Here is a 26,086-nt window from a genome sequence, read left to right on the forward strand (position 1 = left end):
CGAGGAGTGTAGTCGCAGATGGCAAAACAAAAAAAACGTGGCTTCTTTTCCTGGCTGGGCTTCGGTGAAAAAGAGCAAGAAACAGAACAGAAAACCGAAGAGCAACAAGCCGTTGAAGAGCAGTCACAGCCTGAAACGCCTGTAGAAACCGCCGCGGTTGTCGAAGCGGAAGAAACGGCGCACAGCAAAGAAGAGATTGAAACCTTTGCTGAAGAGGTGGTTGAGATCACTGAACAGGTTCAGGAGAGCGAGAAGCCAGAACCGGTTGTCGTCGAAGCCGTTACCGAAGCGCCACAGGCCGCTATCGAACACGAAGAGCTTCCGCTGCCGGAAGAGGTCAAAGACGAAGCGGTGTCTGCCGAAGAGTGGCAGGCCGAAGCGGAAACCGTTGAAATCGTTGAGGCGGTGGAAGAAGAAGCGACGCTTGAGCCAGAGCTGACCGACGAAGAGCTGGAAGCCCAGGCGCTGGCGGCGGAGGCAGCTGAAGAAGCGGTCATCGTTGTGCCGGTAGAAGAGCATGCCGAAGACGAGATCGTTCAGGAGCAGGAAAAACCGACCAAAGAAGGTTTCTTCGCGCGCCTGAAGCGCAGCCTGCTTAAAACTAAAGAAAACTTAGGTTCCGGATTTATCAGTCTGTTCCGCGGCAAAAAGATCGACGACGATCTGTTTGAAGAGCTGGAAGAACAGCTGCTGATTGCTGACGTTGGGGTAGAAACTACCCGTAAGATCATCGCCAATCTGACCGAAGGGGCGAGCCGCAAACAGCTGCGCGACGCCGAAGCGCTGTACGGTCTGCTGAAAGACGAGATGGGTGAAATTCTCGCAAAAGTTGACGAACCGCTTAATATTGAAGGCAAAACGCCATTTGTTATTCTGATGGTCGGCGTGAACGGCGTGGGTAAAACCACCACCATCGGCAAGCTGGCGCGCCAGTTCGAGCAGCAGGGCAAATCGGTGATGCTGGCGGCGGGCGATACCTTCCGTGCAGCGGCGGTTGAGCAGCTGCAGGTGTGGGGCCAGCGCAACAACATTCCGGTGATTGCCCAGCATACCGGCGCGGATTCCGCGTCCGTGATCTTTGACGCCATCCAGGCGGCGAAGGCGCGCAACGTGGACGTGCTGATTGCCGATACCGCAGGGCGTTTGCAGAACAAATCGCACCTGATGGAAGAATTGAAGAAAATCGTTCGCGTCATGAAGAAGCTGGACGAAGACGCACCGCATGAAATTATGCTGACCATTGATGCCAGCACCGGACAGAACGCCATCAGCCAGGCAAAACTGTTCCATGAAGCGGTAGGACTGACGGGGATCACGCTGACCAAACTGGACGGCACCGCGAAAGGCGGGGTGATTTTCTCCGTGGCTGACCAGTTCGGCATTCCTATCCGTTATATCGGTGTGGGCGAGCGTATTGAGGATTTACGTCCGTTTAAGGCGGACGACTTTATTGAGGCATTATTTGCCCGAGAGGACTAACAATGATTCGCTTTGAACACGTCAGCAAGGCCTATCTCGGTGGGAGACAAGCGCTGCAGGGGGTCACATTCCACCTGCAGCCGGGCGAGATGGCATTCCTGACCGGCCATTCCGGCGCGGGGAAAAGTACCCTGCTCAAGCTTATCTGTGGGATCGAGCGGCCAAGCGCCGGGAAGATCTTTTTCAGCGGCCATGAGATCAGCCGCCTGAAAAACCGTGAGGTGCCGTTCCTGCGTCGCCAGATCGGTATGATTTTCCAGGATCACCATCTGCTGATGGATCGCACCGTTTTCGATAACGTGGCCATTCCGCTGATTATTGCCGGCGCCAGCTATGACGATATCCGCCGCCGCGTCTCTGCGGCGCTGGATAAGGTCGGGCTACTGGACAAAGCGAAGAACTTCCCGATCCAGCTCTCCGGCGGTGAACAGCAGCGCGTGGGTATCGCCCGCGCGGTGGTGAACAAGCCTGCGGTGCTGCTGGCGGATGAACCGACCGGTAACCTGGACGATGCTCTGTCAGAAGGGATTTTGCGTCTGTTTGAGGAATTTAACCGCGTAGGGGTCACCGTATTGATGGCGACGCACGACATCGGGCTGATTTCCCGTCGTTCGTACCGCATGCTGACCCTGAGCGACGGTCATTTGCACGGAGGCCACGGTGAATAAGCGTGATGCAATAAACCAGATTCGGCAGTTCGGGAACCGGTTTGACCGTTTCCGTAAGCCGCAGGGCGGGGGTGACGGCAATCGTAATGCGCCGAAGCGCCAGAAGGCCGCGCCAAAACCGGCCTCCCGTAAAACCAACGTGTTTAACGAGCAGGTGCGCTACGCGTTCCACGGCGCGCTGCAGGACCTGAAAAGCAAACCGCTGGCGACGTTCCTGACGGTGATGGTGATCGCCATCTCCCTCACGCTTCCAAGCGTCTGCTATATGGTCTATAAAAACGTCAACCAGGCGGCCTCCCAGTATTATCCGTCCCCGCAGATCACGGTCTATCTGGATAAAGCGCTCGACGATAACGCGGCGGCCCAGGTGGTTGGGCAAATTCAGGCCGAGCAGGGCGTAGAGAAGGTCAACTATCTCTCACGTGAAGACGCGCTGGGCGAGTTCCGTAACTGGTCTGGCTTTGGCGGCGCGCTGGATATGCTCGAAGAGAACCCGCTGCCCGCCGTGGCGGTGGTGATCCCGAAGCTGGATTTCCAGGGGACCGAGTCGCTTAACACCCTGCGCGATCGCATCACGCGCATTAAGGGCATTGATGAAGTGCGCATGGATGACAGCTGGTTTGCGCGCCTTTCTGCTCTCACCGGGCTGGTAGGCCGCGTCGCGGCGATGATTGGCGTGTTGATGGTGGCGGCGGTCTTCCTCGTCATCGGCAACAGCGTGCGCCTGAGCATCTTTGCCCGTCGCGATACCATCAACGTGCAGAAACTGATTGGTGCGACGGATGGTTTCATCCTCCGACCGTTCCTTTACGGTGGCGCACTGCTCGGTTTTTCCGGCGCATTTCTTTCACTGATATTGTCAGAAATTTTGGTGATGCGGCTTTCCTCTGCCGTGACTGAAGTGGCGCAGGTTTTCGGAACGAAGTTTGATATCAGTGGCTTAGGGTTCGATGAGTGCCTGTTACTGCTGCTGGTGTGTTCGATGATTGGGTGGGTGGCAGCGTGGCTGGCAACCGTTCAACATTTACGTCACTTTACTCCCGACTAATAAAAGCGTGATATAATCTTTCCCTGCACCGAGATGTTCGCTCTGCAGGGAAAGCGTCCCTGTTGTCTCTTCCCCTGTTATCATCTCCATGTCACATTTTGTGCGTAATTTATTCACCGTTGCACCTGGAACTTGTGGATAAAATCACTGTCTGATAAAAGAGTGAATGCTAATCTCGTTGCTCAAACGCTTTGGCATGGTTGTTGCCTGACGGGGACAGCCTGGACCAGAAGAAATACTGAGAGGAATGAATGACCAAAGAAATGCAAACTTTAGCTTTAGCCCCTGTTGGTAACCTGGAATCTTATATCCGGGCTGCGAACACCTGGCCGATGTTAACGGCCGAGGAAGAAAAGGAGCTTGCTGAAAAGCTGCATTACCAGGGCGATCTGGAAGCAGCGAAAAAGCTGATCCTGTCTCACCTGCGCTTTGTTGTTCACATTGCTCGTAATTATGCGGGCTATGGCCTGCCGCAGGCGGACTTGATTCAGGAAGGCAACATCGGCCTGATGAAGGCTGTGCGTCGCTTCAACCCGGAAGTGGGTGTGCGACTCGTCTCCTTCGCCGTACACTGGATCAAGGCAGAGATTCATGAATACGTGCTGCGCAACTGGCGTATCGTGAAAGTCGCCACGACAAAAGCGCAACGCAAACTGTTCTTTAACCTGCGTAAAACCAAGCAGCGTCTGGGCTGGTTCAACCAGGATGAAGTGGAAATGGTGGCGCGCGAGCTGGGCGTAACCAGCAAAGACGTGCGTGAGATGGAATCCCGTATGGCCGCGCAGGACATGACCTTTGATATGTCCTCCGACGACGACGCCTCCGACAGCCAGCCGATGGCACCGGTTCTGTATCTGCAGGATAAAACCTCTAACTTTGCTGATGGCATCGAAGAGGACAACTGGGAAGATCAGGCCGCGAACAAGCTGACCCATGCGATGGAAGGCCTCGACGAACGTAGCCAGGATATTATCCGCGCCCGCTGGCTGGACGAAGACAACAAGTCCACGCTGCAGGAGCTGGCTGACCGTTACGGCGTCTCTGCAGAACGTGTGCGTCAGCTTGAAAAGAACGCCATGAAAAAACTTCGCGCCGCTATCGAAGCGTAATTTCCGCGAAGTACACCGAGAACCCCTGGATGAGAGTCTGGGGGTTTTGTTTTTTTAGCGCCCGCTCTGGCGAATTCCCTCCCCCTGGCAAACACTTACTGATGCGCTAAGCAGGCGACTTTCTCAGGGGGACAGGGTGAAAAACAACGAACTGAACGACCGGCGTTTACAGGCGACGCCGCGCGGCATCGGCGTGATGTGTAACTTCTATGCCGATAAAGCCGAAAACGCCACGGTGTGGGACGTGGAAGGCAATGAGTATATCGACTTCGCCGCCGGGATCGCGGTGCTGAATACCGGCCATCGGCATCCCAAAGTCATTTCCGCCATCGAAAAACAACTCCACGCGTTTACCCACACGGCCTACCAGATTGTGCCGTACGAAGGCTACGTGGCGCTTGCCGAGCGTATCAACGCACGCGTGCCCGTAGAAGGTCCTGCCAAAACGGCGTTCTTCTCCACGGGGGCTGAGGCGGTCGAAAACGCGGTCAAAATTGCGCGCGCCTATACCAAACGTCCTGGCCTTATCACCTTCGGCGGCGCGTTCCACGGCCGCACCTTTATGACCATGGCGCTTACCGGCAAAGTTGCGCCGTACAAGCTCGGCTTCGGACCCTTCCCCGGCTCGGTTTACCACGCGCAGTATCCGAATGAACTGCACGGCGTCAGCACCGCTGAGGCGTTGAAAAGCCTGGAACGTATCTTTAAAGCGGATATTGCTCCTGACCAGGTCGCGGCGATTATTCTCGAACCGGTTCAGGGGGAGGGCGGCTTCAACATTGCGCCTGCTGATTTTATGCAGGCTCTTCGCACCCTGTGCGATACCCACGGTATTTTGCTGATTGCCGACGAGGTGCAAAGCGGCTTCGCCCGCACCGGCAAGCTTTTCTCGATGGAACACCACTGCGTGAAGCCGGACCTGATCACCATGGCAAAAAGCCTGGCGGGCGGGATGCCGCTCTCGGCGGTATCGGGCCGTGCCGACGTGATGGACGCGCCTGCGCCGGGCGGGCTGGGCGGCACCTACGCGGGTAATCCGCTGGCGATTGCCGCAGCGCACGCGGTGCTGGACGTGATTGACGAGGAAGATCTCTGCACGCGCTCGGCGCATCTCGGCCATCACCTGGTGGAAGTGCTCAACAAAGCCAAGGAACACTGCCCGTATATCGCTGACATTCGCGGGCAGGGCTCGATGGTGGCGGTAGAGTTTAACGACCCGCAAACGGGCCAGCCTTCGCCGGAATTTACCCGCCAGGTGCAGGAACGTGCGTTGAACCAAGGGCTGCTTCTGCTGAGCTGCGGCGTCTACGGCAACGTCATTCGTTTCCTCTATCCGCTGACTATCCCTGAAGCGCAGTTCCGTAAAGCGCTGGACATTATCTCCGCGTCGCTGACACGTTAAAGCCACATGCCCGGCGGTAAATCCTGCCGGGCTTATCATATATTCATTTCAAATTAGCTATTCCAAAATCATAAAAATCGGGTATGTTTTAGCAGAGTATGCTGAAAAAGCGCGGACAGCACACCTATAACTGACATAAAGCGCTGCACAACAACATCACAACAATCGTAATAACCATAATAATGGGGAATCTCAGGATGAACATGAAGGGTAAAGCGTTACTGGCAGGATGTATCGCGTTGGCATTCAGCACCATGGCACAGGCAGACATCAAGGTGGCTGTGGTTGGCGCGATGTCCGGTCCGGTAGCACAGTACGGCGACCAGGAATTTACCGGCGCTGAACAGGCGGTTGCAGACATTAATGCTAAGGGCGGTATCAAAGGCGAAAAACTGCAGATCGTAAAATATGATGATGCCTGTGACCCGAAACAAGCGGTCGCGGTCGCGAACAAAGTGGTGAACGACGGGATCAAATACGTTATCGGTCACCTGTGCTCTTCCTCTACTCAGCCCGCATCTGACATCTACGAAGACGAAGGTATTCTGATGATCACCCCGGCAGCGACCGCACCGGAGCTGACTGCGCGTGGCTACAAGCTGACCCTGCGCACCACCGGTCTGGACTCTGACCAGGGCCCAACCGCGGCGAAATACATCGTTGAAAAAGTGAAGCCGAAGCGCATTGCTATCGTTCATGACAAGCAGCAGTACGGTGAAGGTCTGGCGCGTTCAGTGCAGGACAACCTCAAGAAAGCGAATGCCGACGTGGTGTTCTTCGACGGGATCACCGCCGGTGAGAAAGACTTCTCCACCCTGGTGGCGCGTCTGAAGAAAGAGAATATCGACTTCGTATACTACGGCGGCTACCATCCGGAAATGGGCCAGATCCTGCGTCAGGCGCGCGCTGCGGGCCTGAAAACCCAGTTTATGGGCCCGGAAGGCGTGGCGAACGTTTCTCTGTCTAACATTGCGGGTGAATCAGCCGAAGGTCTGCTGGTGACCAAACCGAAGAACTACGACCAGGTCCCTGCGAACAAACCTATCGTAGATGCCATCAAGGCGAAGAAACAGGATCCAAGCGGCGCGTTCGTCTGGACCACCTACGCGGCGCTGCAGTCTCTGCAGGCAGGTCTGAACCAGTCAGCCGATCCGGCTGAAATTGCCACCTGGCTGAAAGCGAATACGGTTCAGACCGTTATGGGGCCACTCTCCTGGGACGAGAAGGGCGACCTGAAGGGCTTCGAGTTCGGCGTGTTTGACTGGCATGCCAATGGCACGGCGACAGACGCAAAATAATTTTCCCGTCTCCTTTCGCGCCGCAGGTGCGTTGGCTGCGTTATTCAACCCCGGTCACTTACTTATGTAAGCTCCCGGGGATTTCATAACTTGCCGCCTTCCTGCAACACGAAATGCTTGGGAAAATACAGTGGAGAATGTAGGCCGGGTAAGGCGCAGCCGCCACCCGGCTTTCTTTTAGCGCTTCTCCCACCCGCTCTCCTGCGCCGTAAAGCCTAACGCCTGCATAAACGCTGCCATCACGCCGCGGTCTTCCACGCCCACGTCGGCCATCCACCATGAGGTCACGCTTGGGTTTTCGCGGATCACTTCTTCAATTAAATACTGTCCCACGCCGCGACGACGGGTGACGTCACGAACGCGCAGTGAGTCCAGCGCTCCTTCTGTACCGCTCAGGGTGACGCGAACCGCAGCCAGCAGGCGCTCGTTAAAACGCGCGGCATAAATGCGGTGGGTCTCATCAACGCGCAGCGACGAAGGGGAATATTCCGGCCAGATCTTGCCCAGGTCGATATGATCCTGGTCGCTAAAGGTCACCAGACGCACGATAGTCAGTTTCATTAGCTACTTGTCCAAATCAAATTGAGTAGAGGCAGTGTACTCAATTTATTCACTCAGCGGCTTCCTCTTTTTATTCTCATTAACCAGGTGATTAGTTTTTTGGCAACGCGATGGGCAGTTTGAAAACACATGGATCGAAAAATAAGCAGAATTTTAACCTGAGTGGTAGTGATTTATTCGGCGCTTTGTACCGTTATTTTATGCTGCAAACTGCACTTTTATTTGTTTATCTCTGCCTGATTTCAGAATATTATCTTTGCTTAATCGCCTGAAAAATAGAGATTTTAGTCTGGTTTTTGACAAAAACCTGCGCTAAACCATTAAAGGCACTGGTAAAAATAGCGTTGTTCATTAAAAGTACAGAATGCTTTTTAACCATAATAAAACAAAATATAAACACGACATCACGAATGGGGATTCAGAGATGAAAAGGAACGCGAAGACGTTAATCGCGGGGATGGTCGCACTGTCGATCTCGCATGCCGCCATGGCGGAGGACATTAAAGTTGCGGTAGTGGGCGCGATGTCCGGCCCTGTTGCCCAGTGGGGTGATATGGAGTTCAACGGTGCGCGCCAGGCCATCAAAGACATCAACGCTAAGGGCGGCATCAAAGGCGACAAGCTGGTGGGCGTAGAATATGACGACGCCTGCGATCCGAAACAGGCCGTCGCGGTCGCCAACAAAATCGTTAACGACGGCATCCAGTATGTTATCGGCCACCTGTGCTCGTCGTCCACCCAGCCCGCTTCTGACATCTACGAAGACGAAGGCATTCTGATGATCACCCCTGGCGCCACTAACCCTGAGCTGACCCAGCGCGGATACCAGCACATCATGCGTACCGCGGGGCTGGACTCCTCTCAGGGGCCAACCGCCGCCAAATACATCCTTGAAACCGTCAAGCCGCAGCGTATCGCCATTATTCATGACAAGCAGCAGTACGGCGAAGGCCTGGCGCGCTCCGTTCAGGACGGCCTGAAAAAAGGCGGCGCAAACATCGTCTTTTTCGACGGGATTACCGCCGGTGAGAAAGACTTTTCCGCGCTGATCGCCCGCCTGCAAAAAGAGAATATCGACTTTGTTTACTACGGCGGCTACTACCCGGAGATGGGCCAGATGCTGCGTCAGGCGCGCGCCACCGGTCTGAAGACCCAGTTTATGGGGCCAGAGGGCGTGGGCAATGCCTCTCTGTCAAACATCGCCGGGGATTCTGCTGAAGGCATGCTGGTGACGATGCCAAAACGCTATGACCAGGATCCGGCCAACAAGGCTATCGTGGATGCGCTCAAGGCGCAGAAGAAAGATCCGAGTGGTCCGTACGTCTGGATCACCTACGCCGCCGTACAGTCTCTGGCCACCGCGCTGGAACGCTCCGGCAGCAAAGAACCGCTGGATCTGGTGAAAGATTTAAAAGCACACGGGGCGAACACCGTGATTGGGCCGCTGAACTGGGATGAGAAAGGCGATCTGAAGGGATTTGAGTTTGGTGTCTTTAAGTGGCACGCCGACGGTTCATCCTCGGCCGCCAAATAATTATCCCACCGCCCGGACTGACGGGCGGGTATAAAAAGGTTTGCATATGTCCGAGCAGTTTCTCTATTTCCTGCAGCAGATGTTTAACGGCGTTACGCTGGGAAGCACCTACGCGCTGATCGCCATCGGCTATACGATGGTTTACGGCATTATCGGCATGATCAACTTCGCCCACGGCGAGGTCTACATGATCGGTAGCTATGTCTCCTTTATGATCATCGCCGCGCTGATGATGATGGGCATCGACAGCAGCTGGCTGCTGGTCGCAGCCGGGTTTGTTGGCGCGATTGTGATTGCCAGCGCCTACGGCTGGAGCATCGAGCGCGTGGCCTACCGGCCGGTGCGCAGCTCCAAGCGTCTGATTGCGTTGATTTCCGCGATCGGGATGTCGATCTTCCTGCAAAACTACGTCAGCCTCACCGAAGGCTCGCGTGACGTGGCGCTGCCAAGCCTGTTTAACGGCCAGTGGATTGTGGGGGCCAGTGAAAACTTCTCGGCTTCTATCACCACTATGCAGCTGGTTATCTGGGTCGTGACCTTTATTGCGATGCTCGCCCTGACGCTGTTCATCCGCTACTCGCGTATGGGTCGCGCCTGCCGCGCCTGCGCAGAAGACCTGAAGATGGCGAGCCTGCTCGGCATCAACACCGACCGCGTGATTGCCCTGACCTTCGTGATTGGCGCCGCGATGGCGGCCGTCGCAGGCGTGCTGCTCGGCCAGTTCTACGGCGTGATCAACCCGTACATCGGCTTTATGGCCGGGATGAAAGCGTTTACCGCGGCGGTTCTGGGCGGTATCGGCAGTATTCCGGGGGCGATGATCGGCGGCCTGATCCTGGGCGTGGCGGAAGCGCTCTCCTCGGCGTATCTGAGCACTGAGTATAAAGATGTGGTGTCGTTTGCCCTGCTGATTCTGGTTCTGCTGGTGATGCCTACCGGTATTCTGGGCCGTCCGGAGGTAGAGAAAGTATGAAACCGATGCATTTTGCAATGGCGCTGCTCTCTGCCGCCATGTTCTTCGTGCTGGCGGGCGTCTTTATGGGCGTCCAGTTAGGTCTGGACGGGACGAAGCTGGTGGTAGACGCCGCCCCCGACATCCGCTGGCAGTGGGTATTTATCGGCACTGCCGTGGTGTTCCTGTTCCAGCTGCTGCGTCCGCTGTTCCAGAAGTCGCTGAAAAACGTCTCCGGGCCGAAATTCGTTCTGCCGGCCATCGACGGGTCAACCGTTAAGCAGAAGCTGTTCCTCGTGGCGCTGCTGGTGGCCGCCGTGGCGTGGCCGTTTGTGGTCTCTCGTGGAACCGTAGATATCGCTACCCTGACCATGATCTACGTGATTCTTGGTCTTGGTCTGAATGTGGTGGTGGGGCTATCTGGCCTGCTGGTGCTTGGCTACGGCGGCTTCTACGCCATCGGCGCCTACACCTTCGCGCTGCTGAACCACTATTACGGCCTCGGCTTCTGGACCTGTCTGCCGCTGGCGGGGCTGGTCTCCGCCGCAGCCGGTTTCCTGCTTGGCTTCCCGGTGCTGCGCCTGCGCGGTGACTACCTGGCGATCGTGACCTTAGGCTTCGGTGAAATCGTCCGTATCCTGCTGCTGAACAACACCGAAGTGACCGGCGGCCCGAACGGCATCAGCCAGATCCCGAAACCGACCTTCTTCGGTCTGGAGTTCAGCCGTACCGCCCGCGAAGGCGGCTGGGATACCTTCAGTAACTTCTTCGGCGTGAAGTATGACCCGTCCGACCGCGTGATCTGGCTCTATCTGGTGGCGCTGCTGCTGGTGGTGATCACCCTGTTCGTGATTAACCGCCTGCTGCGCATGCCGCTGGGCCGCGCGTGGGAAGCACTGCGCGAGGATGAGATTGCCTGCCGTTCCCTGGGCCTGAACCCGACACGCATCAAGCTGACCGCGTTCACCATCAGCGCCGCGTTTGCCGGTTTCGCCGGGACGCTGTTTGCCGCGCGTCAGGGCTTCGTCAGCCCGGAATCGTTCACCTTTGCCGAATCTGCCTTTGTGCTGGCGATTGTGGTGCTCGGCGGGATGGGCTCGCAGTTCGCCGTTATCCTCGCGGCCATCCTGCTGGTGGTTTCGCGCGAGCTGATGCGCGACTTTAACGAATACAGCATGTTAATGCTGGGTGGTTTGATGGTGCTGATGATGATCTGGCGTCCGCAGGGCTTGCTGCCGATGACCCGTCCACAGCTGAAGCTGAAGAACGGGCAAGCGAAAGGAGAGCAGGCATGAGTCAGCCATTATTATCCGTTAACGGTCTGATGATGCGTTTTGGCGGCCTGCTGGCGGTCAACAATGTGTCACTGGATCTGCACAAGAAAGAGATTGTCTCCCTGATTGGCCCGAACGGCGCGGGGAAAACCACCGTCTTTAACTGCCTGACCGGCTTCTACAAGCCGACGGGCGGCACCATCATGCTGCGCGACAAGCACCTTGAAGGGCTGCCGGGCCAGCAGATTGCCCGCATGGGCGTGGTGCGTACCTTCCAGCACGTGCGTCTGTTCCGCGAGATGACGGTGATTGAGAACCTGCTGGTTGCGCAGCATCAGCAGCTGAAAACCGGGCTGTTCTCCGGTCTGCTGAAAACCCCGGCCTTCCGCCGCGCCCAGGATGAAGCGCTCGATCGCGCCGCCACCTGGCTCGACCGAATTGGCCTGCTGCAGCACGCTAACCGCCAGGCGAGCAATCTGGCCTACGGCGACCAGCGTCGTCTGGAGATTGTGCGCTGCATGGTCACCCAGCCGGAAATCCTGATGCTCGACGAACCGGCGGCGGGCCTCAACCCGAAAGAGACCAAAGAGCTGGACGAGCTGATTGCCGAGCTGCGCGATCACCACGACACCACCATTCTGCTGATTGAGCACGACATGAAGCTGGTAATGGGCATTTCCGACCGTATCTACGTGGTTAACCAGGGTACGCCGCTGGCAAACGGCACGCCGGAAGAGATCCGCAACAACCCGGACGTGATCCGCGCATACCTGGGTGAGGCATAAGATGGAAAAAGCGATGTTAACGTTCGACAAGGTCAACGCGCACTACGGCAAGATCCAGGCGCTGCACGACGTCAGCCTGCATATCAATCAGGGTGAAATCGTGACCCTGATTGGCGCCAACGGCGCGGGCAAAACCACGCTGCTCGGCACCCTGTGCGGCGACCCGCGCGCCACCAGCGGGCGGATTGTGTTTGATGGCAAAGACATTACCGACTGGCAGACCGCCAGAATCATGCGCGAGGCGGTGGCGATTGTTCCGGAAGGGCGCCGCGTGTTCTCGCGTATGACGGTGGAAGAGAACCTGGCGATGGGTGGGTTCTTCGCCCACCGCGATGAATACCAGACCCGCATCAAGTGGGTGTACGAACTCTTCCCGCGCCTGTGGGAGCGCCGCATTCAGCGTGCGGGCACCATGTCCGGCGGTGAACAGCAGATGCTGGCGATCGGCCGCGCGCTGATGAGCCAGCCGCGCCTGCTGCTGCTGGACGAGCCGTCGCTCGGCCTGGCGCCAATCATCATCCAGCAGATATTCGACACCATCGAGCAGCTGCGCAAAGAGGGGATGACCATCTTCCTCGTCGAGCAGAACGCCAACCAGGCGCTGAAGCTCGCCGACCGTGGCTACGTGCTGGAGAACGGCCGCGTGGTGCTGGAGGACACCGGCGACGCGCTGCTGGCGAACGAAGCGGTGCGGAGCGCGTATCTGGGCGGCTGAGTCGTCTGTATCGCCCGGTGGCGCTTACGCTTACCGGGCCTACGGTATCAACCAGGCCGGGTAAGGCGAAGCCGCCACCCGGCTTTTTCACATAAACCCCCTTCACACAACCATCATCCCCCTGACCCTTTACTGTCACTTATCTGTAAACAAACAGTTATTTTTCTGTCATTCGAGCATGTCATGTTACCTCGCGAGCATAAAACGCGTGATATCGCGCATCCGGCACAATAAGAGAGATGACAATGACATCGTTACGACACACAGCTTTGGGTCTGGCACTGGGTCTGGCTTTTGCGACGAACGCAATGGCTGTGACGACCATTCCGTTCTGGCATTCCATGGAAGGGGAGTTGGGTAAAGAAGTTGACTCCCTGGCGCAGCGTTTCAACGACACCCACCCGGATTACAAAATTGTGCCGGTGTACAAAGGCAACTACGAGCAGAGCCTGAGCGCGGGCATTGCCGCCTTCCGTACCGGCAATGCGCCTGCACTGTTACAGGTTTATGAAGTGGGCACCGCCACCATGATGGCCTCCAAAGCCATCAAGCCGGTCTATGAAGTATTCAAAGAAGCGGGTATCAACTTCGATGAATCCCGGTTTGTACCGACCGTAGCCGGTTACTACACCGATTCCAAAACCGGCCATCTGCTGTCCCAGCCGTTCAACAGCTCCACGCCGGTGCTGTACTACAACAAAGACGCCTTCAAAAAAGCCGGTTTAGACCCGGAGCAGCCGCCAAAAACCTGGCAGGACCTGGCCGAATACATCGCGAAGCTGAAAGCGGCGGGGATGAAGTGCGGCTACGCCAGCGGCTGGCAGGGCTGGATCCAGATTGAAAACTTCAGCGCCTGGCACGGCCTGCCGGTTGCGACCAAAAACAACGGCTTCGACGGCACCGATGCGGTACTGGAGTTCAACAAGCCGGAGCAGGTGAAGCACATTGCGCTGCTTGCCGATCTGAACAAGAAGGGCGACTTCAGCTACTTCGGGCGTAAAGACGAATCCACCGAGAAGTTCTACAACGGCGACTGCGCCATTACCACCGCCTCGTCCGGCTCTCTGGCGGATATCCGCCACTACGCCAAATTTAACTACGGCGTGGGCATGATGCCGTATGACGCTGACGTGAAGGGCGCGCCGCAGAACGCCATCATCGGCGGGGCGAGCCTGTGGGTGATGCAGGGTAAAGACAAGGGCACCTATAAAGGCGTGGCCGAGTTCCTCGACTTCCTGGCGAAGCCGGAAAACGCCTCCGAATGGCACCAGAAGACCGGCTACCTGCCGATCACCAAAGCCGCGTATGACCTGACCCGCGAGCAGGGCTTCTACAGCAAGAACCCGGGCGCGGATATCGCGACGCGTCAGATGCTGAACAAGCCGCCGTTGCCGTTCACCAAAGGCCTGCGCCTGGGCAACATGCCGCAGATCCGCACCATTGTGGATGAGGAGCTGGAAAGCGTCTGGACCGGTAAGAAAACGCCACAGCAGGCGCTGGATTCCGCGGTAGAGCGCGGGAATCAGCTGCTGCGCCGCTTTGAACAGTCGACGAAATCGTAATTCAAACCTGCCCCTCACCCCGGCCCTCTCCCCAAAGGGGCGAGGGAGAAAAGACGGCTCCGTGCAGTCCCCTCTCCCCTCTGGGGAGAGGGCTAGGGTGAGGGGTGAATACCTACAGAGCTAACCTATGTCATCATCCCGTCCGGTGTTCCGTTCCCGCTGGCTGCCGTACCTGCTGGTCGCGCCTCAGCTGGTCATCACCGTTATCTTCTTTATCTGGCCTGCGGGCGAAGCGCTGTGGTACTCGGTACAAAGCGTCGATCCGTTTGGGCTTTCCAGCCAGTTTGTCGGGCTGGACAACTTTACCGCGCTGTTCAATGACAGCTACTACCTGGAGTCCTTCTGGACGACGATGAAATTCAGCGCGCTGGTCACCTTCAGCGGCCTTGTTGCCTCGCTATTTTTCGCCGCGCTGGTCGATTACGTGGTGCGTGGCAGCCGCCTGTATCAGACCCTGATGCTGCTGCCTTACGCCGTGGCGCCCGCCGTCGCCGCCGTGCTGTGGATTTTCCTGTTTAACCCCGGTCGCGGGCTGATTACCCACTTCCTGGCTGAGTTCGGCTACGACTGGAACCACGCCCAGAACAGCGGCCAGGCCATGTTCCTGGTGGTGTTCGCCTCGGTGTGGAAGCAGATTAGCTATAACTTCCTGTTCTTCTTTGCCGCGCTGCAGTCCATTCCGCGTTCGCTGGTGGAAGCCGCCGCGATTGACGGCGCAGGGCCGATTCGTCGCTTCTTCAGGCTGTCGCTGCCGCTGATCGCCCCGGTAAGCTTCTTCCTGCTGGTGGTTAACCTCGTTTACGCCTTCTTCGACACCTTCCCGGTAATCGATGCGGCCACCGCAGGCGGCCCGGTGCAGGCGACCACCACGCTGATTTACAAAATCTATCGCGAAGGCTTCGCCGGGCTGGATCTCTCCGCCTCTGCCGCGCAGTCGGTTGTGCTGATGTTCCTCGTCATCATCCTCACGGTGGTGCAGTTCCGCTATGTCGAAAGTAAGGTGCGCTATCAATGATTGAGAACCGTCGCGGGCTGACGATTTTCAGCCATACCATGCTGATTTTAGGGATCATCGTCATCCTCTTCCCGCTGTACGTGGCCTTTGTTGCCGCCACGCTGGACACCAAAGCGGTGTTCGATACGCCGATGACGCTGATCCCCGGCGGCCACCTCTTTGAGAACATGAAGACCATCTGGACCCAGGGCGTGGGCGTCAACAGCGCACCGTTCTGGCTGATGATGCTCAACAGCTTCATCATGGCGTTTGGCATTACGGTCGGCAAAATTACGGTGTCGATGCTTTCGGCGTTCGCCATCGTCTGGTTCCGCTTTCCGCTGCGTAACCTCTTCTTCTGGATGATCTTCATCACGCTGATGCTGCCGGTTGAGGTGCGTATCTTCCCGACGGTGGAGGTGATCGCCAACCTGAAGATGCTCGACAGCTACGCGGGCTTAACCCTGCCGCTGATGGCCTCGGCGACCGCCACCTTCCTCTTCCGCCAGTTCTTTATGACCCTGCCGGACGAGCTGATTGAAGCCGCGCGCATCGACGGCGCCTCACCGATGCGCTTCTTCCGCGACATCGTGCTGCCGCTGTCGAAAACCAACCTTGCGGCGCTGTTTGTGATCACCTTTATCTACGGCTGGAACCAGTACCTGTGGCCGCTGCTGATTATTCAGGACGTCAATCTCGGCACCGCCGTGGCGGGCATCAAAGGCATGATTGCCGTCGGCGAAGGCACCACCCTCTGGAACCAGGTGATGGCGGCGATGCTGCTCACCCTTATCCCACCCGTAGTCATTGTTTTAGCCATGCAGCGCGCGTTTGTCCGCGGCCTGGTCGATAGCGAGAAATAAGATGGCAGGTTTAAAACTTCAGGCAGTAACCAAAAGCTGGGACGGCAAAACCCAGGTGATCCAGCCGCTGACGCTCGACGTGGCGGACGGGGAGTTTATCGTGATGGTCGGCCCGTCCGGCTGCGGCAAATCCACCCTGCTGCGCATGGTGGCGGGGCTGGAGCGCGTGACGTCTGGGGACATCTGGATTGACCGCCAGCGCGTCACCGAGATGGAGCCGAAAGACAGAGGTATCGCGATGGTCTTCCAGAACTACGCTCTCTACCCGCACATGAGCGTGGAGGAGAACATGGCCTGGGGGCTGAAAATCCGCGGCATGGGCAAAGGCCATATCGAGGAGCGCGTGAAAGAAGCCGCCCGCATTCTGGAGCTGGACGGCCTGCTCAAGCGCCGCCCGCGCGAGCTCTCCGGCGGCCAGCGCCAGCGCGTAGCGATGGGGCGCGCCATCGTGCGCGATCCGGCGGTATTCCTGTTCGACGAGCCGCTCTCTAACCTCGACGCCAAGCTGCGCGTGCAGATGCGTCTTGAGCTGCAGCAATTGCACCGTCGTCTGAAAACCACCTCGCTGTACGTTACCCACGATCAGGTCGAAGCCATGACCCTCGCCCAGCGCGTGATGGTGATGAACAAAGGCGTTGCCGAGCAGATTGGTACCCCGGTGGAAGTGTATGAGAAACCGGCTACCCGCTTTGTGGCGAGCTTTATCGGCAGCCCGGCGATGAACCTGCTGGAAGGGCGTATCAGCAGCGCGGGCTCGCACTTTGAGCTGGAAAGCGGGATGGCATTGCCAATCAACTGGTACTATCGTGGCTACGCCGGGCGTAAGATGACGCTCGGTATCCGCCCGGAACATATCGGTTTAACCTCTCAGGCGGAAGGCGGCGTGCCGCTGATCATGGACACGCTGGAGATGTTGGGTGCAGATAACCTGGCGCACGGGCGCTGGGGCGAGCAAAAGATGGTGGTGCGTCTGGCACATCAGGAGCGCCCTAAAGCAGGCAGCACGCTGTGGCTGCACCTGCCGGAAAATCATCTGCACCTGTTTGACGGTGAAACAGGACAACGAGTATGAGCAACTGGCCTTATCCCCACGTCGTCGCCCACCGCGGCGGCGGTAAGCTGGCGCCGGAAAACACGCTGGCGGCGATTGACGTCGGCGCGCGCTACGGTCACACGATGATCGAGTTCGACGCCAAGCTGTCGAAAGACGGCGAAATTTTCCTGCTGCATGACGATAACCTTGAACGCACCAGCAACGGCTGGGGCGTGGCGGGCGAGCTGCCGTGGCGCGATCTGCTGAAAGTTGACGCCGGAAGCTGGTACAGCGGCGAATTTAAAGGCGAACCGCTGCCGCTGCTGGCGGAAGTAGCCGATCGCTGTCGCCAGCACGGCATGATGGCCAATATCGAAATCAAACCGACCACCGGCACCGGGCTGCTGACGGGCAAAGTGATTGCCCTTGCCGCGCGCGAGCTGTGGGAAGGGATGACCGCGCCGCTGCTCTCCTCGTTTGAAATTGACGCACTGGAAGCGGCACAGGCGGCCGTGCCGGAGCTGCCGCGCGGGCTGCTGCTTGACGAGTGGCGCGAGGACTGGCGCGAGCTGACGACGCGCTTAGCGTGCGTCTCTATTCATCTCAACCACAAGCTGCTGGATGAGACGCGGGTGAAGATGCTGAAGGACGCGGGTCTGCATATTCTGGTTTACACCGTCAATAAACCCCAGCGCGCGGCCGAACTGCTGCGCTGGGGGGTGGACAGCATCTGCACCGATGCAATCGACCTGATCGGCCCGGACTTTAGTTCTGCGGATTAAGCATACTGCCATTCGACTGCGGCGGCAGCATATGCTGCTGTCCGCTGCCTGACGACGTCATTCCCCCTAACATCCCGCCGTTTTTATTTGGCAACGGCTGCTCGCGCACCTGCCCCTGCTGCACGCGCTGGGTGTTGGCGTTCATCTGATTTTGCAGGCTTTGCTGCTGCACCTGGGTCTGCGTTCTCAGCTGCTGATTCAGCATCCCTTTTTGCTGCTGCTGCTGGCTCATCATCTCGGTCTGCATACGCTGCTGGCTCGGGATGACGTAACCCTGCTGATTCGGGTTATTCATGGTGTTGAGTGGCTGTGCGAGCGCGGCAAAGGGGATCAGCGCCGTAAGAATCAATAAGCGTTTCATTGTCATTTCCTCCTCTTGAGGTCTCTCTTAAGTTTACCCTGATTTCACCATGACGATGATTTTTTAGGAGTTGTGAACCAGGCTTAAGCGGGGAATATGGATCCCTTCACCTGGAGAACAATAATGATGAAACCAACGTTTTTGCGCTGGGTCGCCCTCGCCGCGCTGATGGCTGGCGGTACATTTAGCGTGGCGGCGAACCCGCCCGCGGCGCCTCCGGTCTCTTACGGCGTGGAGGAAGATGTTTTTCATCCCGTGCGGGCAACCCACGGCATGGTGGCATCCGTGGATGCGCTGGCGACCCGCGTGGGCGTCGATATTCTCAGACAGGGCGGTAACGCGGTGGATGCCGCGGTCGCCGTCGGCTACGCGCTGGCGGTGACGCACCCGCAAGCGGGGAACCTGGGCGGTGGCGGCTTTATGATGCTGCGCACCAAAGACGGGAAAACCACCGCCATCGACTTCCGTGAAATGGCGCCTTCTCAGGCGTCACGGGACATGTTCCTTGATGACCAGGGCAACCCGGACAGTAAAAAATCCCTGACCTCGCATCTCGCGTCCGGCACGCCGGGCACCGTTGCTGGCTTCTCGCTGGCGCTGGAAAAATACGGCTCGATGCCGCTAAACAAGGTGGTGCAGCCTGCCATCAAGCTGGCGCGGGAGGGCTTTGTGGTGAATGACGCGCTGGCAGACGACCTCAAAACCTACGGTAGCGAAGTCATTCCGAATCACGAAAACAGCAAGGCGATCTTCTGGAAAGATGGCGAGCCGCTGAAGAAGGGCGATAAGCTGGTGCAGAAGAACCTCGCCAAAAGCCTGGAGCTGATTGCGGAGCACGGTCCGGACGCCTTCTACAAAGGGGCGATTGCCGATCAGATTGCGGAAGAGATGCAGAAGAACGGCGGGCTCATCACCAAAGCGGATCTGGCGGACTACAGGGCGGTGGAGCGCGAGCCGATTAGCGGCACCTACCGCGGCTATGAGGTCTTCTCCATGCCGCCGCCGTCTTCCGGGGGCATTCACATCGTGCAGATCCTCAACATTCTTGAAAACTTCGATATGCACAAGTTCGGCTTTGGCAGCGCGGATGCCATGCAGATAATGGCGGAAGCGGAAAAACGCGCCTATGCCGATCGCTCGGAATATCTCGGCGACCCGGACTTCGTGAAGGTGCCGTGGCAGGCGCTGACCAACAAGGCGTACGCCAAATCCATTGCCGATCAGATCGACATCAACAAGGCTAAGCCGTCGAGCGAGATCCGCCCCGGCAAGCTGGCGCCGTATGAAAGCAACCAGACCACCCACTTCTCGGTGGTGGATAAAGACGGTAACGCGGTGGCGGTGACCTATACGCTCAACACCACGTTTGGCACCGGGATTGTGGCGGGCAATAGCGGCATTCTGCTGAACAACGAGATGGATGACTTCTCCGCCAAGCCGGGCGTGCCGAACGTCTACGGGCTGGTCGGCGGCGATGCGAATGCGGTAGGGCCGAAGAAACGTCCGCTGTCGTCCATGTCGCCCACCATTGTCGTGAAAGATGGCAAAACCTGGCTGGTAACCGGCAGCCCGGGCGGCAGCCGAATTATCACCACAGTATTGCAGATGGTGGTGAACAGCATTGACTTTGGGATGAACGTCGCCGAAGCCACCAACGCCCCGCGCTTCCATCATCAGTGGCTGCCGGACGAGCTGCGCGTCGAGAAGGGCTTTAGCCCGGACACCATTAAACTGCTTGAGCAGCGTGGGCAGAAGGTGGCGGTGAAAGAGGCGATGGGCAGCACCCAGAGCATTATGGTAGGGCCGGACGGAGCGCTGTTTGGCGCATCAGATCCGCGTTCGGTGGATGATTTGACGGCGGGGTATTGATGTATTGCCCGGTGGCGCTGCGCTTACCGGGCCTACAACTGCACGAACGTAGGCCGGGCAAGGCGAAGCCGCCACCCGGCAAATCACTACTTCATTCTCGCCATATAATACGCGTCCACATATTCGCCGTTGCGCAGGGCAAATTTCTTGCCGGTCCCTTCGATTTCAAAACCAAAATTTTTATAGAGGGCAACTGCCGCGGGGTTATCGGCAAAGACCGTCAGTTCGATACGTTCAATGCGCAACCAGTTGTCACACAGGTTGATCATCTCGCTCATGAGCCTGCGGCCTACGCCGCGTCCCTGCATATCCGCAGCCACGCTGATGCCGAATGTGGCAACATGGCTGCGACGCGGGTTTTCCATTACGTCCAGCGCCATATGTCCAATAACGCGCTGGTCAAGACAGGCAACGAGATGGCGCCGGCCTGGTTTTGTCGCAACGCGTTCGTGCCACATTTCCATAGAAGGATGAGGGAGTTGTAGCGTGTCGTGATACACATCAGGATGCGACATGATGTCACGTAAAGCTTCTGCATCGCTGGGTTCGATATGGCGTATCACTATCTCACTCATTCCTTGTTCCTCAGTCAGTTAAAAGTCCCTTCCAACATCAATGACTTTAAAATTTGAGTCAACCGCTATTTTTTGCAAAAAGTATTGGACAAGTGCGAATGAGAATGATTATTATTGCTCTGCATTCAGGAAGACTCCTACGGGAACCTGAAAGCACGACATTGCTCACATTGCTTCCAGTATTACTTTAGCCAGCTTTTAGCTGGCTTTTTTTTGTTATGGTTAGACTCAGTAACCTTCCAAAAGGACTGAGCCATGACACTACACTGTGCATTTATTGGATTTGGTAAAAGCACCACCCGCTATCACCTGCCGTATGTCCTCAACCGTAAAGATACCTGGCATGTGGCCCATATCTACCGCCGCCGCGCGAAGCCGGAAGAGCAATCTCCGCAGTATTCCCACATCCACTTCACCAGCGATCTCGACGAGGTGCTTAACGACCCGCAGGTGAAGCTGGTGATTGTCTGCACCCACGCCGACAGCCATTTTGACTATGCCAAACGCGCGCTCAATGCGGGTAAAAACGTGCTGGTAGAAAAGCCGTTCACCCCGACTATTGCCGAAGCGAAAGAGCTGTTCGCGCTGGCGAAAAGCAAAGGCCTGACCGTTACGCCGTACCAGAACCGTCGCTTTGACAGCTGCTTCCTGACGGCGAAAAAAGCGATTGAAAGCGGCAAGCTCGGCAACATCGTGGAAATCGAAAGTCACTTCGATTACTACCGTCCGGTGGCGGAAACGCAGCCCGGACTGCCTCAGGATGGTTCGTTCTATGGTCTGGGCGTGCACACCATGGACCAGATCATCTCCCTGTTTGGCCGCCCGGACCACGTGGCGTATGACATTCGCAGCCTGCGCAACAAAGCCAATCCGGACGATACCTTCGAAGCCCAGCTGTTCTACGGCGATCTGAAGGCCATCGTCAAAACCAGCCACCTGGTGAAGATCGACTACCCGAAATTTATCGTTCACGGTACCCGGGGTTCGTTCATTAAGTACGGCATTGACCAGCAGGAGACCAGCCTGAAGGCCAATATCATGCCGGGCGAGCCGGGATTTGCCGCAGGCGATTCCGTGGGCGTGCTGGAGTATGTGAACGACGAGGGCATGACGGTCAAAGAAACGCTGAAGCCGGAAAGCGGCGACTATGGCCGCGTCTACGATGCGCTGTTTGAGACCCTCACAAACGGCACGGCGAATTACGTCAAGGAATCTGACGTTCTGACCAACCTCGAAATCCTTGAACGGGCCTTCGAACAGGCTTCTCCTGCCACGATAACCCTCGCGAAATAAGCAAAAACGGCTCCTCTGTGCTTGTTCATAATTTTTGAACAGAGGAGTCAATTTTCACCCTCTATGATCCCAGGCCGTTTGCGTCCACACTTACTCCATCGAAACGAACTGAGGGTGAAAACAATGATCTACTTACGCAAAGCAAACGAACGTGGTCACGCGAATCATGGCTGGCTGGACTCATGGCATTCATTCTCGTTTGCCGACTACTACGACCCGAACTTCATGGGCTTCTCCGCGCTGCGCGTGATTAACGACGACGTGATTGATGCAGGCCAGGGCTTCGGTACCCACCCGCACAAAGACATGGAAATCCTGACCTATGTGCTGGAAGGCGCGGTTGAGCACCAGGACAGCATGGGCAACAAAGAGCAGGTTCCGGCAGGCGAGTTCCAGATTATGAGCGCGGGTACCGGGGTGCGTCACTCCGAGTACAACCCGAGCAAAACGGAAAAACTGCACCTGTATCAAATCTGGATCATTCCAGAAGAGACCGGCATCACGCCGCGCTACGAGCAGCGCCGCTTCGACGCGAAACAAGGCAAACAGCTGGTGCTGTCCCCGGATGCGCGTGAAGGTTCCCTGAAAGTGCATCAGGATATGGAGCTGTACCGCTGGGCGCTGGCGAAAGATGAACAGTCCGTGCATCAGATTGCCGCTAACCGCCGCGTCTGGATCCAGGTGGTGAAAGGTGACGTGTCCATCAACGGGACCAAAGCGACAACCGCCGATGGTCTGGCCATCTGGGATGAGCAGGCGATCTCCGTGCATGCCGACAGCGAAAGCGAAATTCTGCTGTTTGACCTGCCGCCGGTGTAATAAAACATAAATAAATCCCCATCCTTCCCTTTGACAGGGGAAGGATGGGCTTTGTCCGTGGTAAACTGAGCAAATCTCTCACTTCAAGATTTCTCAGGACGATGAAAAAGAAACGCCCCGTACTTCAGGATGTCGCCGATCGCGTCGGTGTGACCAAAATGACGGTCAGCCGTTTTTTACGTAACCCGGAACAGGTTTCCGTGGCGTTACGTGGCAAGATTGCCGCTGCCCTTGATGAACTGGGTTATATCCCCAACCGTGCACCCGATATTCTCTCGAATGCGACCAGCCGCGCGGTGGGCGTTCTGCTTCCTTCTTTGACCAACCAGGTTTTCGCCGAAGTATTACGTGGAATTGAAAGCGTCACCGATGCGTTTGGCTACCAGACCATGCTCGCCCACTACGGGTACAAGCCGGAACTCGAAGAGGAACGTCTTGAATCGATGCTTTCCTGGAACATTGACGGCCTGATTTTAACCGAACGAACCCACACTGCCCGCACGCTCAAAATGATTGAAGTGGCCGGTATTCCGGTCGTGGAGCTGATGGACAGCCAGTCGCCGTGCCTCGACATCGCCGTCGGCTTTGATAACTTCGAAGCGGCGCGCCAGATGACGGCGGCCATTATCGCCCGCGGGCATCGTCATATCGCCTATCTGGGTGCGCGTCTTGATGAACGTACTATCATCAAACAGAAGGGATACGAGCAGGCGATGCTCGACGCGAACTTAACCCCGTACAGCGTGATGGTGGAGCAGTCCTCTTCCTATACGTCGGGTATTGAGCTGATGCGTCAGGCACGACGCGAGTATCCGCAACTGGACGGTATTTTCTGTACCAACGATGACCTTGCGGTCGGCGCAGCATTTGAGTGTCAGCGTCTGGGGCTGAAGATCCCTGATGATATGGCGATCGCCGGTTTCCACGGCCACGACATTGGCCAGGTGATGGAGCCGCGTCTGGCGAGCGTCCTGACGCCGCGTGAACGTATGGGCCGCATTGGCGCAGAACGCCTGCTGGCGCGCATTCGTGGCGAGACGGTGACCCCGAAAATGTTAGATTTAGGTTTCACCTTGTCACCGGGTGGATCTATTTGAACTGACAAATTTGAAGTAGCTCACACTTATTCACTTCGCGCACGTTTGGATATTGCTTCTCTTTTGCCCCAGCAGGACAATGTTACCGATAACTGTTACCCGTAACAATTGACTGAGGGACACCCTTTGAGCACGACTAATCACGATCACCACGTCTACGTCCTGATGGGCGTTTCCGGTAGCGGGAAATCAGCCGTGGCCAGCGAAGTGGCGCATCAACTCCAGGCTGCGTTTCTTGATGGCGACTTCCTCCATCCGCGCAGCAACATCATGAAAATGGCCTCCGGCGAGCCGCTGAACGATGACGACCGCAAACCGTGGTTGCAGGCGCTGAATGACGCCGCGTTCGCGATGCAGCGTACCAATAAAGTCTCCCTGATCGTCTGCTCCGCGCTAAAAAAAACCTACCGCGACCTGCTGCGTGACGGCAACCCGAATCTCTCTTTCATCTACCTGAAAGGGGATTTCGAAGTGATTGAAAGCCGCCTGAAGGCGCGTAAAGGTCACTTCTTCAAAACCCAGATGCTGGTAACGCAGTTCGAAGCGCTGCAGGAGCCGGGTGAAGACGAGAAAGACGTCTTAGTGGTTGATATCGATCAGTCACTGGAGGGTGTTGTTGCCAGCACCATCGAGGTCATTAATAAAAGGCAGTAAGTTTTGAGTACATTAACGCTAGTTTTGACAGCAGTGGGTTCGGTATTGCTGCTGCTGTTTTTAGTGATGAAGGCGCGCATGCACGCCTTTGTTGCTTTGATGGTGGTTTCTATTGGTGCTGGTCTCTTTTCCGGTATGCCGCTCGACAAGATCGCCGCGACAATGGAAAAAGGGATGGGCGGTACGCTGGGCTTCCTGGCGATTGTGGTCGCGCTGGGCGCGATGTTTGGCAAGATTTTGCACGAGACGGGCGCGGTCGACCAGATTGCCGTCAAGATGCTGAAATCCTTTGGCCACAGCCGTGCGCACTACGCGATTGGCCTGGCAGGGCTGATTTGCGCGCTGCCGCTGTTCTTCGAAGTGGCCGTTGTGCTGCTGATAAGCGTCGCATTCTCCATGGCGCGCCATACTGGTACTAACCTCGTGAAGCTGGTCATTCCGCTGTTTGCGGGGGTGGCGGCGGCTGCGGCGTTTCTGCTGCCGGGGCCTGCGCCGATGCTGCTTGCCTCCCAGATGCACGCCGACTTTGGCTGGATGATCCTGATTGGCCTGTGCGCGGCAATCCCGGGGATGATTATCGCCGGTCCGCTGTGGGGCAACTTCATCAGCCGTTACGTTGAGCTGCATATTCCGGATGACGTCACCGAGCCGCACCTGGGCGAGGGCAAAATGCCGTCCTTCGGCTTCAGCCTGTCGCTGATCCTGCTGCCGCTGGTTCTGGTGGGTCTGAAAACCATCGCCGCGCGCTTTGTGCCGGTGGGTTCCAGCGCCTACGAATGGTTCGAGTTCATCGGTCACCCATTTACGGCGATCCTGGTGGCCTGTCTGGTGGCGATTTACGGCCTGGCGATGCGTCAGGGGATGCCGAAAGACCGGGTGATGGAGATTTGCGGTGCGGCGCTGCAGCCTGCGGGCATTATCCTGCTGGTGATCGGTGCCGGCGGCGTGTTCAAGCAGGTGCTGGTGGATTCCGGCGTGGGCCCGGCTCTGGGTGAAGCGCTGACCGGGATGGGTCTGCCGATTGCGGTCACCTGCTTTGTGCTGGCTGCGGCGGTGCGTATCATCCAGGGTTCCGCCACCGTGGCGTGTTTAACCGCCGTGGGTCTGGTGATGCCGGTGATTGAACAGCTGAACTACTCCGGTGCCCAGATGGCCGCGCTCTCTATCTGTATCGCGGGCGGTTCGATTGTGGTCTCTCACGTTAACGACGCCGGCTTCTGGTTGTTCGGTAAGTTTACCGGCGCCACCGAAGCGCAAACCCTGAAAACCTGGACGCTGATGGAAACTATCCTCGGCACGACGGGGGCGATTGTCGGGATGATTGCCTTTACGCTGCTCAGCTAAATGCAATGATTTAAC

The 26,086-nt window shown here is 57.2% G+C and carries 25 protein-coding genes; 22 read left to right on the top strand and 3 right to left on the bottom strand.

All coding sequences use genetic code 11. The features are described from left to right. Positions 1-18 precede the first annotated feature (18 nt). From ftsY to livJ, 6 genes are all read left to right on the top strand, one after another. A complete protein-coding gene (gene ftsY, locus PUP35_RS01260) occupies positions 19-1,479 on the top strand; it encodes a signal recognition particle-docking protein FtsY (protein WP_274241712.1) in 1,461 nt (486 codons plus the stop codon). A gap of 2 nt (positions 1,480-1,481) precedes the next feature. Next, entirely contained in the window at positions 1,482-2,147 is a 666-nt protein-coding gene (ftsE, locus tag PUP35_RS01265; RefSeq protein WP_045402529.1) for a cell division ATP-binding protein FtsE, read from the top strand. Then, positions 2,140-3,195, top strand: coding sequence for a permease-like cell division protein FtsX (gene ftsX / locus PUP35_RS01270; RefSeq protein WP_111965831.1), 1,056 nt, complete (start codon positions 2,140-2,142; stop codon positions 3,193-3,195). Before ftsE ends, ftsX begins: the two co-directional genes overlap by 8 nt. Positions 3,196-3,446: 251 nt before the next feature. After that, positions 3,447-4,304: an RNA polymerase sigma factor RpoH gene (rpoH, locus tag PUP35_RS01275; protein WP_115876938.1), complete on the top strand. Its 858-nt coding sequence runs from the start codon at positions 3,447-3,449 to the stop codon at positions 4,302-4,304. 136 nt (positions 4,305-4,440) lie between these two features. After that, positions 4,441-5,706, top strand: coding sequence for a 4-aminobutyrate--2-oxoglutarate transaminase (locus PUP35_RS01280; protein WP_115876937.1), 1,266 nt, complete (start codon positions 4,441-4,443; stop codon positions 5,704-5,706). A gap of 197 nt (positions 5,707-5,903) precedes the next feature. Further along, a complete protein-coding gene (gene livJ / locus PUP35_RS01285) occupies positions 5,904-7,004 on the top strand; it encodes a branched chain amino acid ABC transporter substrate-binding protein LivJ (protein WP_143344528.1) in 1,101 nt (366 codons plus the stop codon). Between the two features lie 177 nt (positions 7,005-7,181). Here livJ and panM read toward each other — a convergent pair whose 3' ends face one another. Further along, complete coding sequence (gene panM, locus PUP35_RS01290) at positions 7,182-7,565, bottom strand: aspartate 1-decarboxylase autocleavage activator PanM (protein WP_023334145.1); 384 nt, start codon at positions 7,563-7,565, stop codon at positions 7,182-7,184. Positions 7,566-7,989: 424 nt separating this feature from the next. On the opposite strand from panM, the gene livK reads away from it, so the two are divergent. The 10 genes from livK (at position 7,990) to ugpQ (ending at position 18,059) form a co-directional block, all read left to right on the top strand. Next, positions 7,990-9,099, top strand: a complete 1,110-nt coding sequence (livK, locus tag PUP35_RS01295) for a high-affinity branched-chain amino acid ABC transporter substrate-binding protein LivK (protein ID WP_047653117.1) — start codon at positions 7,990-7,992, stop codon at positions 9,097-9,099. A 46-nt stretch (positions 9,100-9,145) separates the two neighbouring features. Continuing rightward, positions 9,146-10,072, top strand: coding sequence for a high-affinity branched-chain amino acid ABC transporter permease LivH (gene livH / locus PUP35_RS01300; protein ID WP_013099131.1), 927 nt, complete (start codon positions 9,146-9,148; stop codon positions 10,070-10,072). After that, positions 10,069-11,346: a branched chain amino acid ABC transporter permease LivM gene (gene livM / locus PUP35_RS01305; RefSeq protein ID WP_048226437.1), complete on the top strand. Its 1,278-nt coding sequence runs from the start codon at positions 10,069-10,071 to the stop codon at positions 11,344-11,346. The genes livH and livM overlap by 4 nt, the downstream gene beginning before the upstream one ends. After that, positions 11,343-12,110 carry a high-affinity branched-chain amino acid ABC transporter ATP-binding protein LivG gene (gene livG, locus PUP35_RS01310; RefSeq protein ID WP_024906698.1) on the top strand — a complete coding sequence of 256 codons (768 nt, stop codon included), beginning with the start codon at positions 11,343-11,345 and terminating at the stop codon, positions 12,108-12,110. The genes livM and livG overlap by 4 nt, the downstream gene beginning before the upstream one ends. 1 nt (position 12,111) lies before the next feature. Further along, positions 12,112-12,825 carry a high-affinity branched-chain amino acid ABC transporter ATP-binding protein LivF gene (gene livF, locus PUP35_RS01315; RefSeq protein ID WP_008500102.1) on the top strand — a complete coding sequence of 238 codons (714 nt, stop codon included), beginning with the start codon at positions 12,112-12,114 and terminating at the stop codon, positions 12,823-12,825. Positions 12,826-13,070: 245 nt separating this feature from the next. After that, complete coding sequence (gene ugpB, locus PUP35_RS01320; RefSeq protein ID WP_274241721.1) at positions 13,071-14,387, top strand: sn-glycerol-3-phosphate ABC transporter substrate-binding protein UgpB; 1,317 nt, start codon at positions 13,071-13,073, stop codon at positions 14,385-14,387. A 127-nt stretch (positions 14,388-14,514) separates the two neighbouring features. Continuing rightward, positions 14,515-15,402: a sn-glycerol-3-phosphate ABC transporter permease UgpA gene (gene ugpA / locus PUP35_RS01325; protein WP_274241722.1), complete on the top strand. Its 888-nt coding sequence runs from the start codon at positions 14,515-14,517 to the stop codon at positions 15,400-15,402. After that, positions 15,399-16,244 carry a sn-glycerol-3-phosphate ABC transporter permease UgpE gene (gene ugpE, locus PUP35_RS01330; RefSeq protein ID WP_274241723.1) on the top strand — a complete coding sequence of 282 codons (846 nt, stop codon included), beginning with the start codon at positions 15,399-15,401 and terminating at the stop codon, positions 16,242-16,244. The genes ugpA and ugpE overlap by 4 nt, the downstream gene beginning before the upstream one ends. 1 nt (position 16,245) lies before the next feature. Next, positions 16,246-17,316, top strand: a complete 1,071-nt coding sequence (locus PUP35_RS01335; RefSeq protein WP_274241724.1) for a sn-glycerol-3-phosphate import ATP-binding protein UgpC — start codon at positions 16,246-16,248, stop codon at positions 17,314-17,316. Next, the gene (gene ugpQ / locus PUP35_RS01340) at positions 17,313-18,059 is read left to right on the top strand and encodes a glycerophosphodiester phosphodiesterase (protein ID WP_274241725.1); all 747 of its coding nucleotides are present in this window, start codon (positions 17,313-17,315) and stop codon (positions 18,057-18,059) included. Before PUP35_RS01335 ends, ugpQ begins: the two co-directional genes overlap by 4 nt. On the opposite strand, the gene PUP35_RS01345 is transcribed toward ugpQ, so the two are convergent. Continuing rightward, complete coding sequence (locus PUP35_RS01345; protein ID WP_111964217.1) at positions 18,043-18,420, bottom strand: DUF2756 family protein; 378 nt, start codon at positions 18,418-18,420, stop codon at positions 18,043-18,045. The two genes, ugpQ and PUP35_RS01345, sit on opposite strands and share 17 nt — an antisense overlap. 123 nt (positions 18,421-18,543) lie before the next feature. Here PUP35_RS01345 and ggt point away from each other — a divergent pair, with 123 nt between their 5' ends. Beyond that, complete coding sequence (gene ggt / locus PUP35_RS01350; RefSeq protein WP_274241726.1) at positions 18,544-20,289, top strand: gamma-glutamyltransferase; 1,746 nt, start codon at positions 18,544-18,546, stop codon at positions 20,287-20,289. Positions 20,290-20,375: 86 nt separating this feature from the next. On the opposite strand, the gene yhhY is transcribed toward ggt, so the two are convergent. After that, positions 20,376-20,864: an N-acetyltransferase gene (gene yhhY, locus PUP35_RS01355; protein WP_021242744.1), complete on the bottom strand. Its 489-nt coding sequence runs from the start codon at positions 20,862-20,864 to the stop codon at positions 20,376-20,378. Positions 20,865-21,119: 255 nt separating this feature from the next. Between yhhY and PUP35_RS01360 the strand changes: the two genes are divergently transcribed. From PUP35_RS01360 to gntU, 5 genes are all read left to right on the top strand, one after another. Continuing rightward, a complete protein-coding gene (locus PUP35_RS01360) occupies positions 21,120-22,157 on the top strand; it encodes an oxidoreductase (protein WP_274241728.1) in 1,038 nt (345 codons plus the stop codon). 123 nt (positions 22,158-22,280) lie between these two features. After that, positions 22,281-22,976, top strand: a complete 696-nt coding sequence (locus PUP35_RS01365; protein WP_021242746.1) for a pirin family protein — start codon at positions 22,281-22,283, stop codon at positions 22,974-22,976. A gap of 101 nt (positions 22,977-23,077) precedes the next feature. Beyond that, the gene (gene gntR, locus PUP35_RS01370; RefSeq protein ID WP_021242747.1) at positions 23,078-24,073 is read left to right on the top strand and encodes a gluconate operon transcriptional repressor GntR; all 996 of its coding nucleotides are present in this window, start codon (positions 23,078-23,080) and stop codon (positions 24,071-24,073) included. Between the two features lie 126 nt (positions 24,074-24,199). Continuing rightward, positions 24,200-24,727, top strand: a complete 528-nt coding sequence (gene gntK / locus PUP35_RS01375) for a gluconokinase (protein WP_008503362.1) — start codon at positions 24,200-24,202, stop codon at positions 24,725-24,727. Between the two features lie 3 nt (positions 24,728-24,730). Then, entirely contained in the window at positions 24,731-26,071 is a 1,341-nt protein-coding gene (gntU, locus tag PUP35_RS01380) for a gluconate transporter (protein ID WP_023310036.1), read from the top strand. Positions 26,072-26,086: the final 15 nt, after the last annotated feature.

Origin of the sequence: Enterobacter sp. S-33, assembly GCF_028735835.1 — a bacterium.
In the GTDB taxonomy this organism is placed as follows: domain Bacteria; phylum Pseudomonadota; class Gammaproteobacteria; order Enterobacterales; family Enterobacteriaceae; genus Enterobacter; species Enterobacter vonholyi.

What these genes read in the sequence shown, in the direction of transcription:
- ftsY (WP_274241712.1), top strand. Translation starts at nt 19, where the DNA reads ATGGCAAAACAAAAAAAACGTGGCTTCTTTTCCTGGCTGGGCTTCGGT.
- ftsE (WP_045402529.1), top strand. Translation starts at nt 1,482, where the DNA reads ATGATTCGCTTTGAACACGTCAGCAAGGCCTATCTCGGTGGGAGACAA.
- rpoH (WP_115876938.1), top strand. Translation starts at nt 3,447, where the DNA reads ATGACCAAAGAAATGCAAACTTTAGCTTTAGCCCCTGTTGGTAACCTG.
- livJ (WP_143344528.1), top strand. Translation starts at nt 5,904, where the DNA reads ATGAACATGAAGGGTAAAGCGTTACTGGCAGGATGTATCGCGTTGGCA.
- panM (WP_023334145.1), bottom strand. Translation starts at nt 7,565, where the DNA reads ATGAAACTGACTATCGTGCGTCTGGTGACCTTTAGCGACCAGGATCAT.
- livK (WP_047653117.1), top strand. Translation starts at nt 7,990, where the DNA reads ATGAAAAGGAACGCGAAGACGTTAATCGCGGGGATGGTCGCACTGTCG.
- livH (WP_013099131.1), top strand. Translation starts at nt 9,146, where the DNA reads ATGTCCGAGCAGTTTCTCTATTTCCTGCAGCAGATGTTTAACGGCGTT.
- livM (WP_048226437.1), top strand. Translation starts at nt 10,069, where the DNA reads ATGAAACCGATGCATTTTGCAATGGCGCTGCTCTCTGCCGCCATGTTC.
- livG (WP_024906698.1), top strand. Translation starts at nt 11,343, where the DNA reads ATGAGTCAGCCATTATTATCCGTTAACGGTCTGATGATGCGTTTTGGC.
- livF (WP_008500102.1), top strand. Translation starts at nt 12,112, where the DNA reads ATGGAAAAAGCGATGTTAACGTTCGACAAGGTCAACGCGCACTACGGC.
- ugpB (WP_274241721.1), top strand. Translation starts at nt 13,071, where the DNA reads ATGACATCGTTACGACACACAGCTTTGGGTCTGGCACTGGGTCTGGCT.
- ugpA (WP_274241722.1), top strand. Translation starts at nt 14,515, where the DNA reads ATGTCATCATCCCGTCCGGTGTTCCGTTCCCGCTGGCTGCCGTACCTG.
- ugpE (WP_274241723.1), top strand. Translation starts at nt 15,399, where the DNA reads ATGATTGAGAACCGTCGCGGGCTGACGATTTTCAGCCATACCATGCTG.
- PUP35_RS01335 (WP_274241724.1), top strand. Translation starts at nt 16,246, where the DNA reads ATGGCAGGTTTAAAACTTCAGGCAGTAACCAAAAGCTGGGACGGCAAA.
- ugpQ (WP_274241725.1), top strand. Translation starts at nt 17,313, where the DNA reads ATGAGCAACTGGCCTTATCCCCACGTCGTCGCCCACCGCGGCGGCGGT.
- PUP35_RS01345 (WP_111964217.1), bottom strand. Translation starts at nt 18,420, where the DNA reads ATGAAACGCTTATTGATTCTTACGGCGCTGATCCCCTTTGCCGCGCTC.
- ggt (WP_274241726.1), top strand. Translation starts at nt 18,544, where the DNA reads ATGATGAAACCAACGTTTTTGCGCTGGGTCGCCCTCGCCGCGCTGATG.
- yhhY (WP_021242744.1), bottom strand. Translation starts at nt 20,864, where the DNA reads ATGAGTGAGATAGTGATACGCCATATCGAACCCAGCGATGCAGAAGCT.
- PUP35_RS01360 (WP_274241728.1), top strand. Translation starts at nt 21,120, where the DNA reads ATGACACTACACTGTGCATTTATTGGATTTGGTAAAAGCACCACCCGC.
- PUP35_RS01365 (WP_021242746.1), top strand. Translation starts at nt 22,281, where the DNA reads ATGATCTACTTACGCAAAGCAAACGAACGTGGTCACGCGAATCATGGC.
- gntR (WP_021242747.1), top strand. Translation starts at nt 23,078, where the DNA reads ATGAAAAAGAAACGCCCCGTACTTCAGGATGTCGCCGATCGCGTCGGT.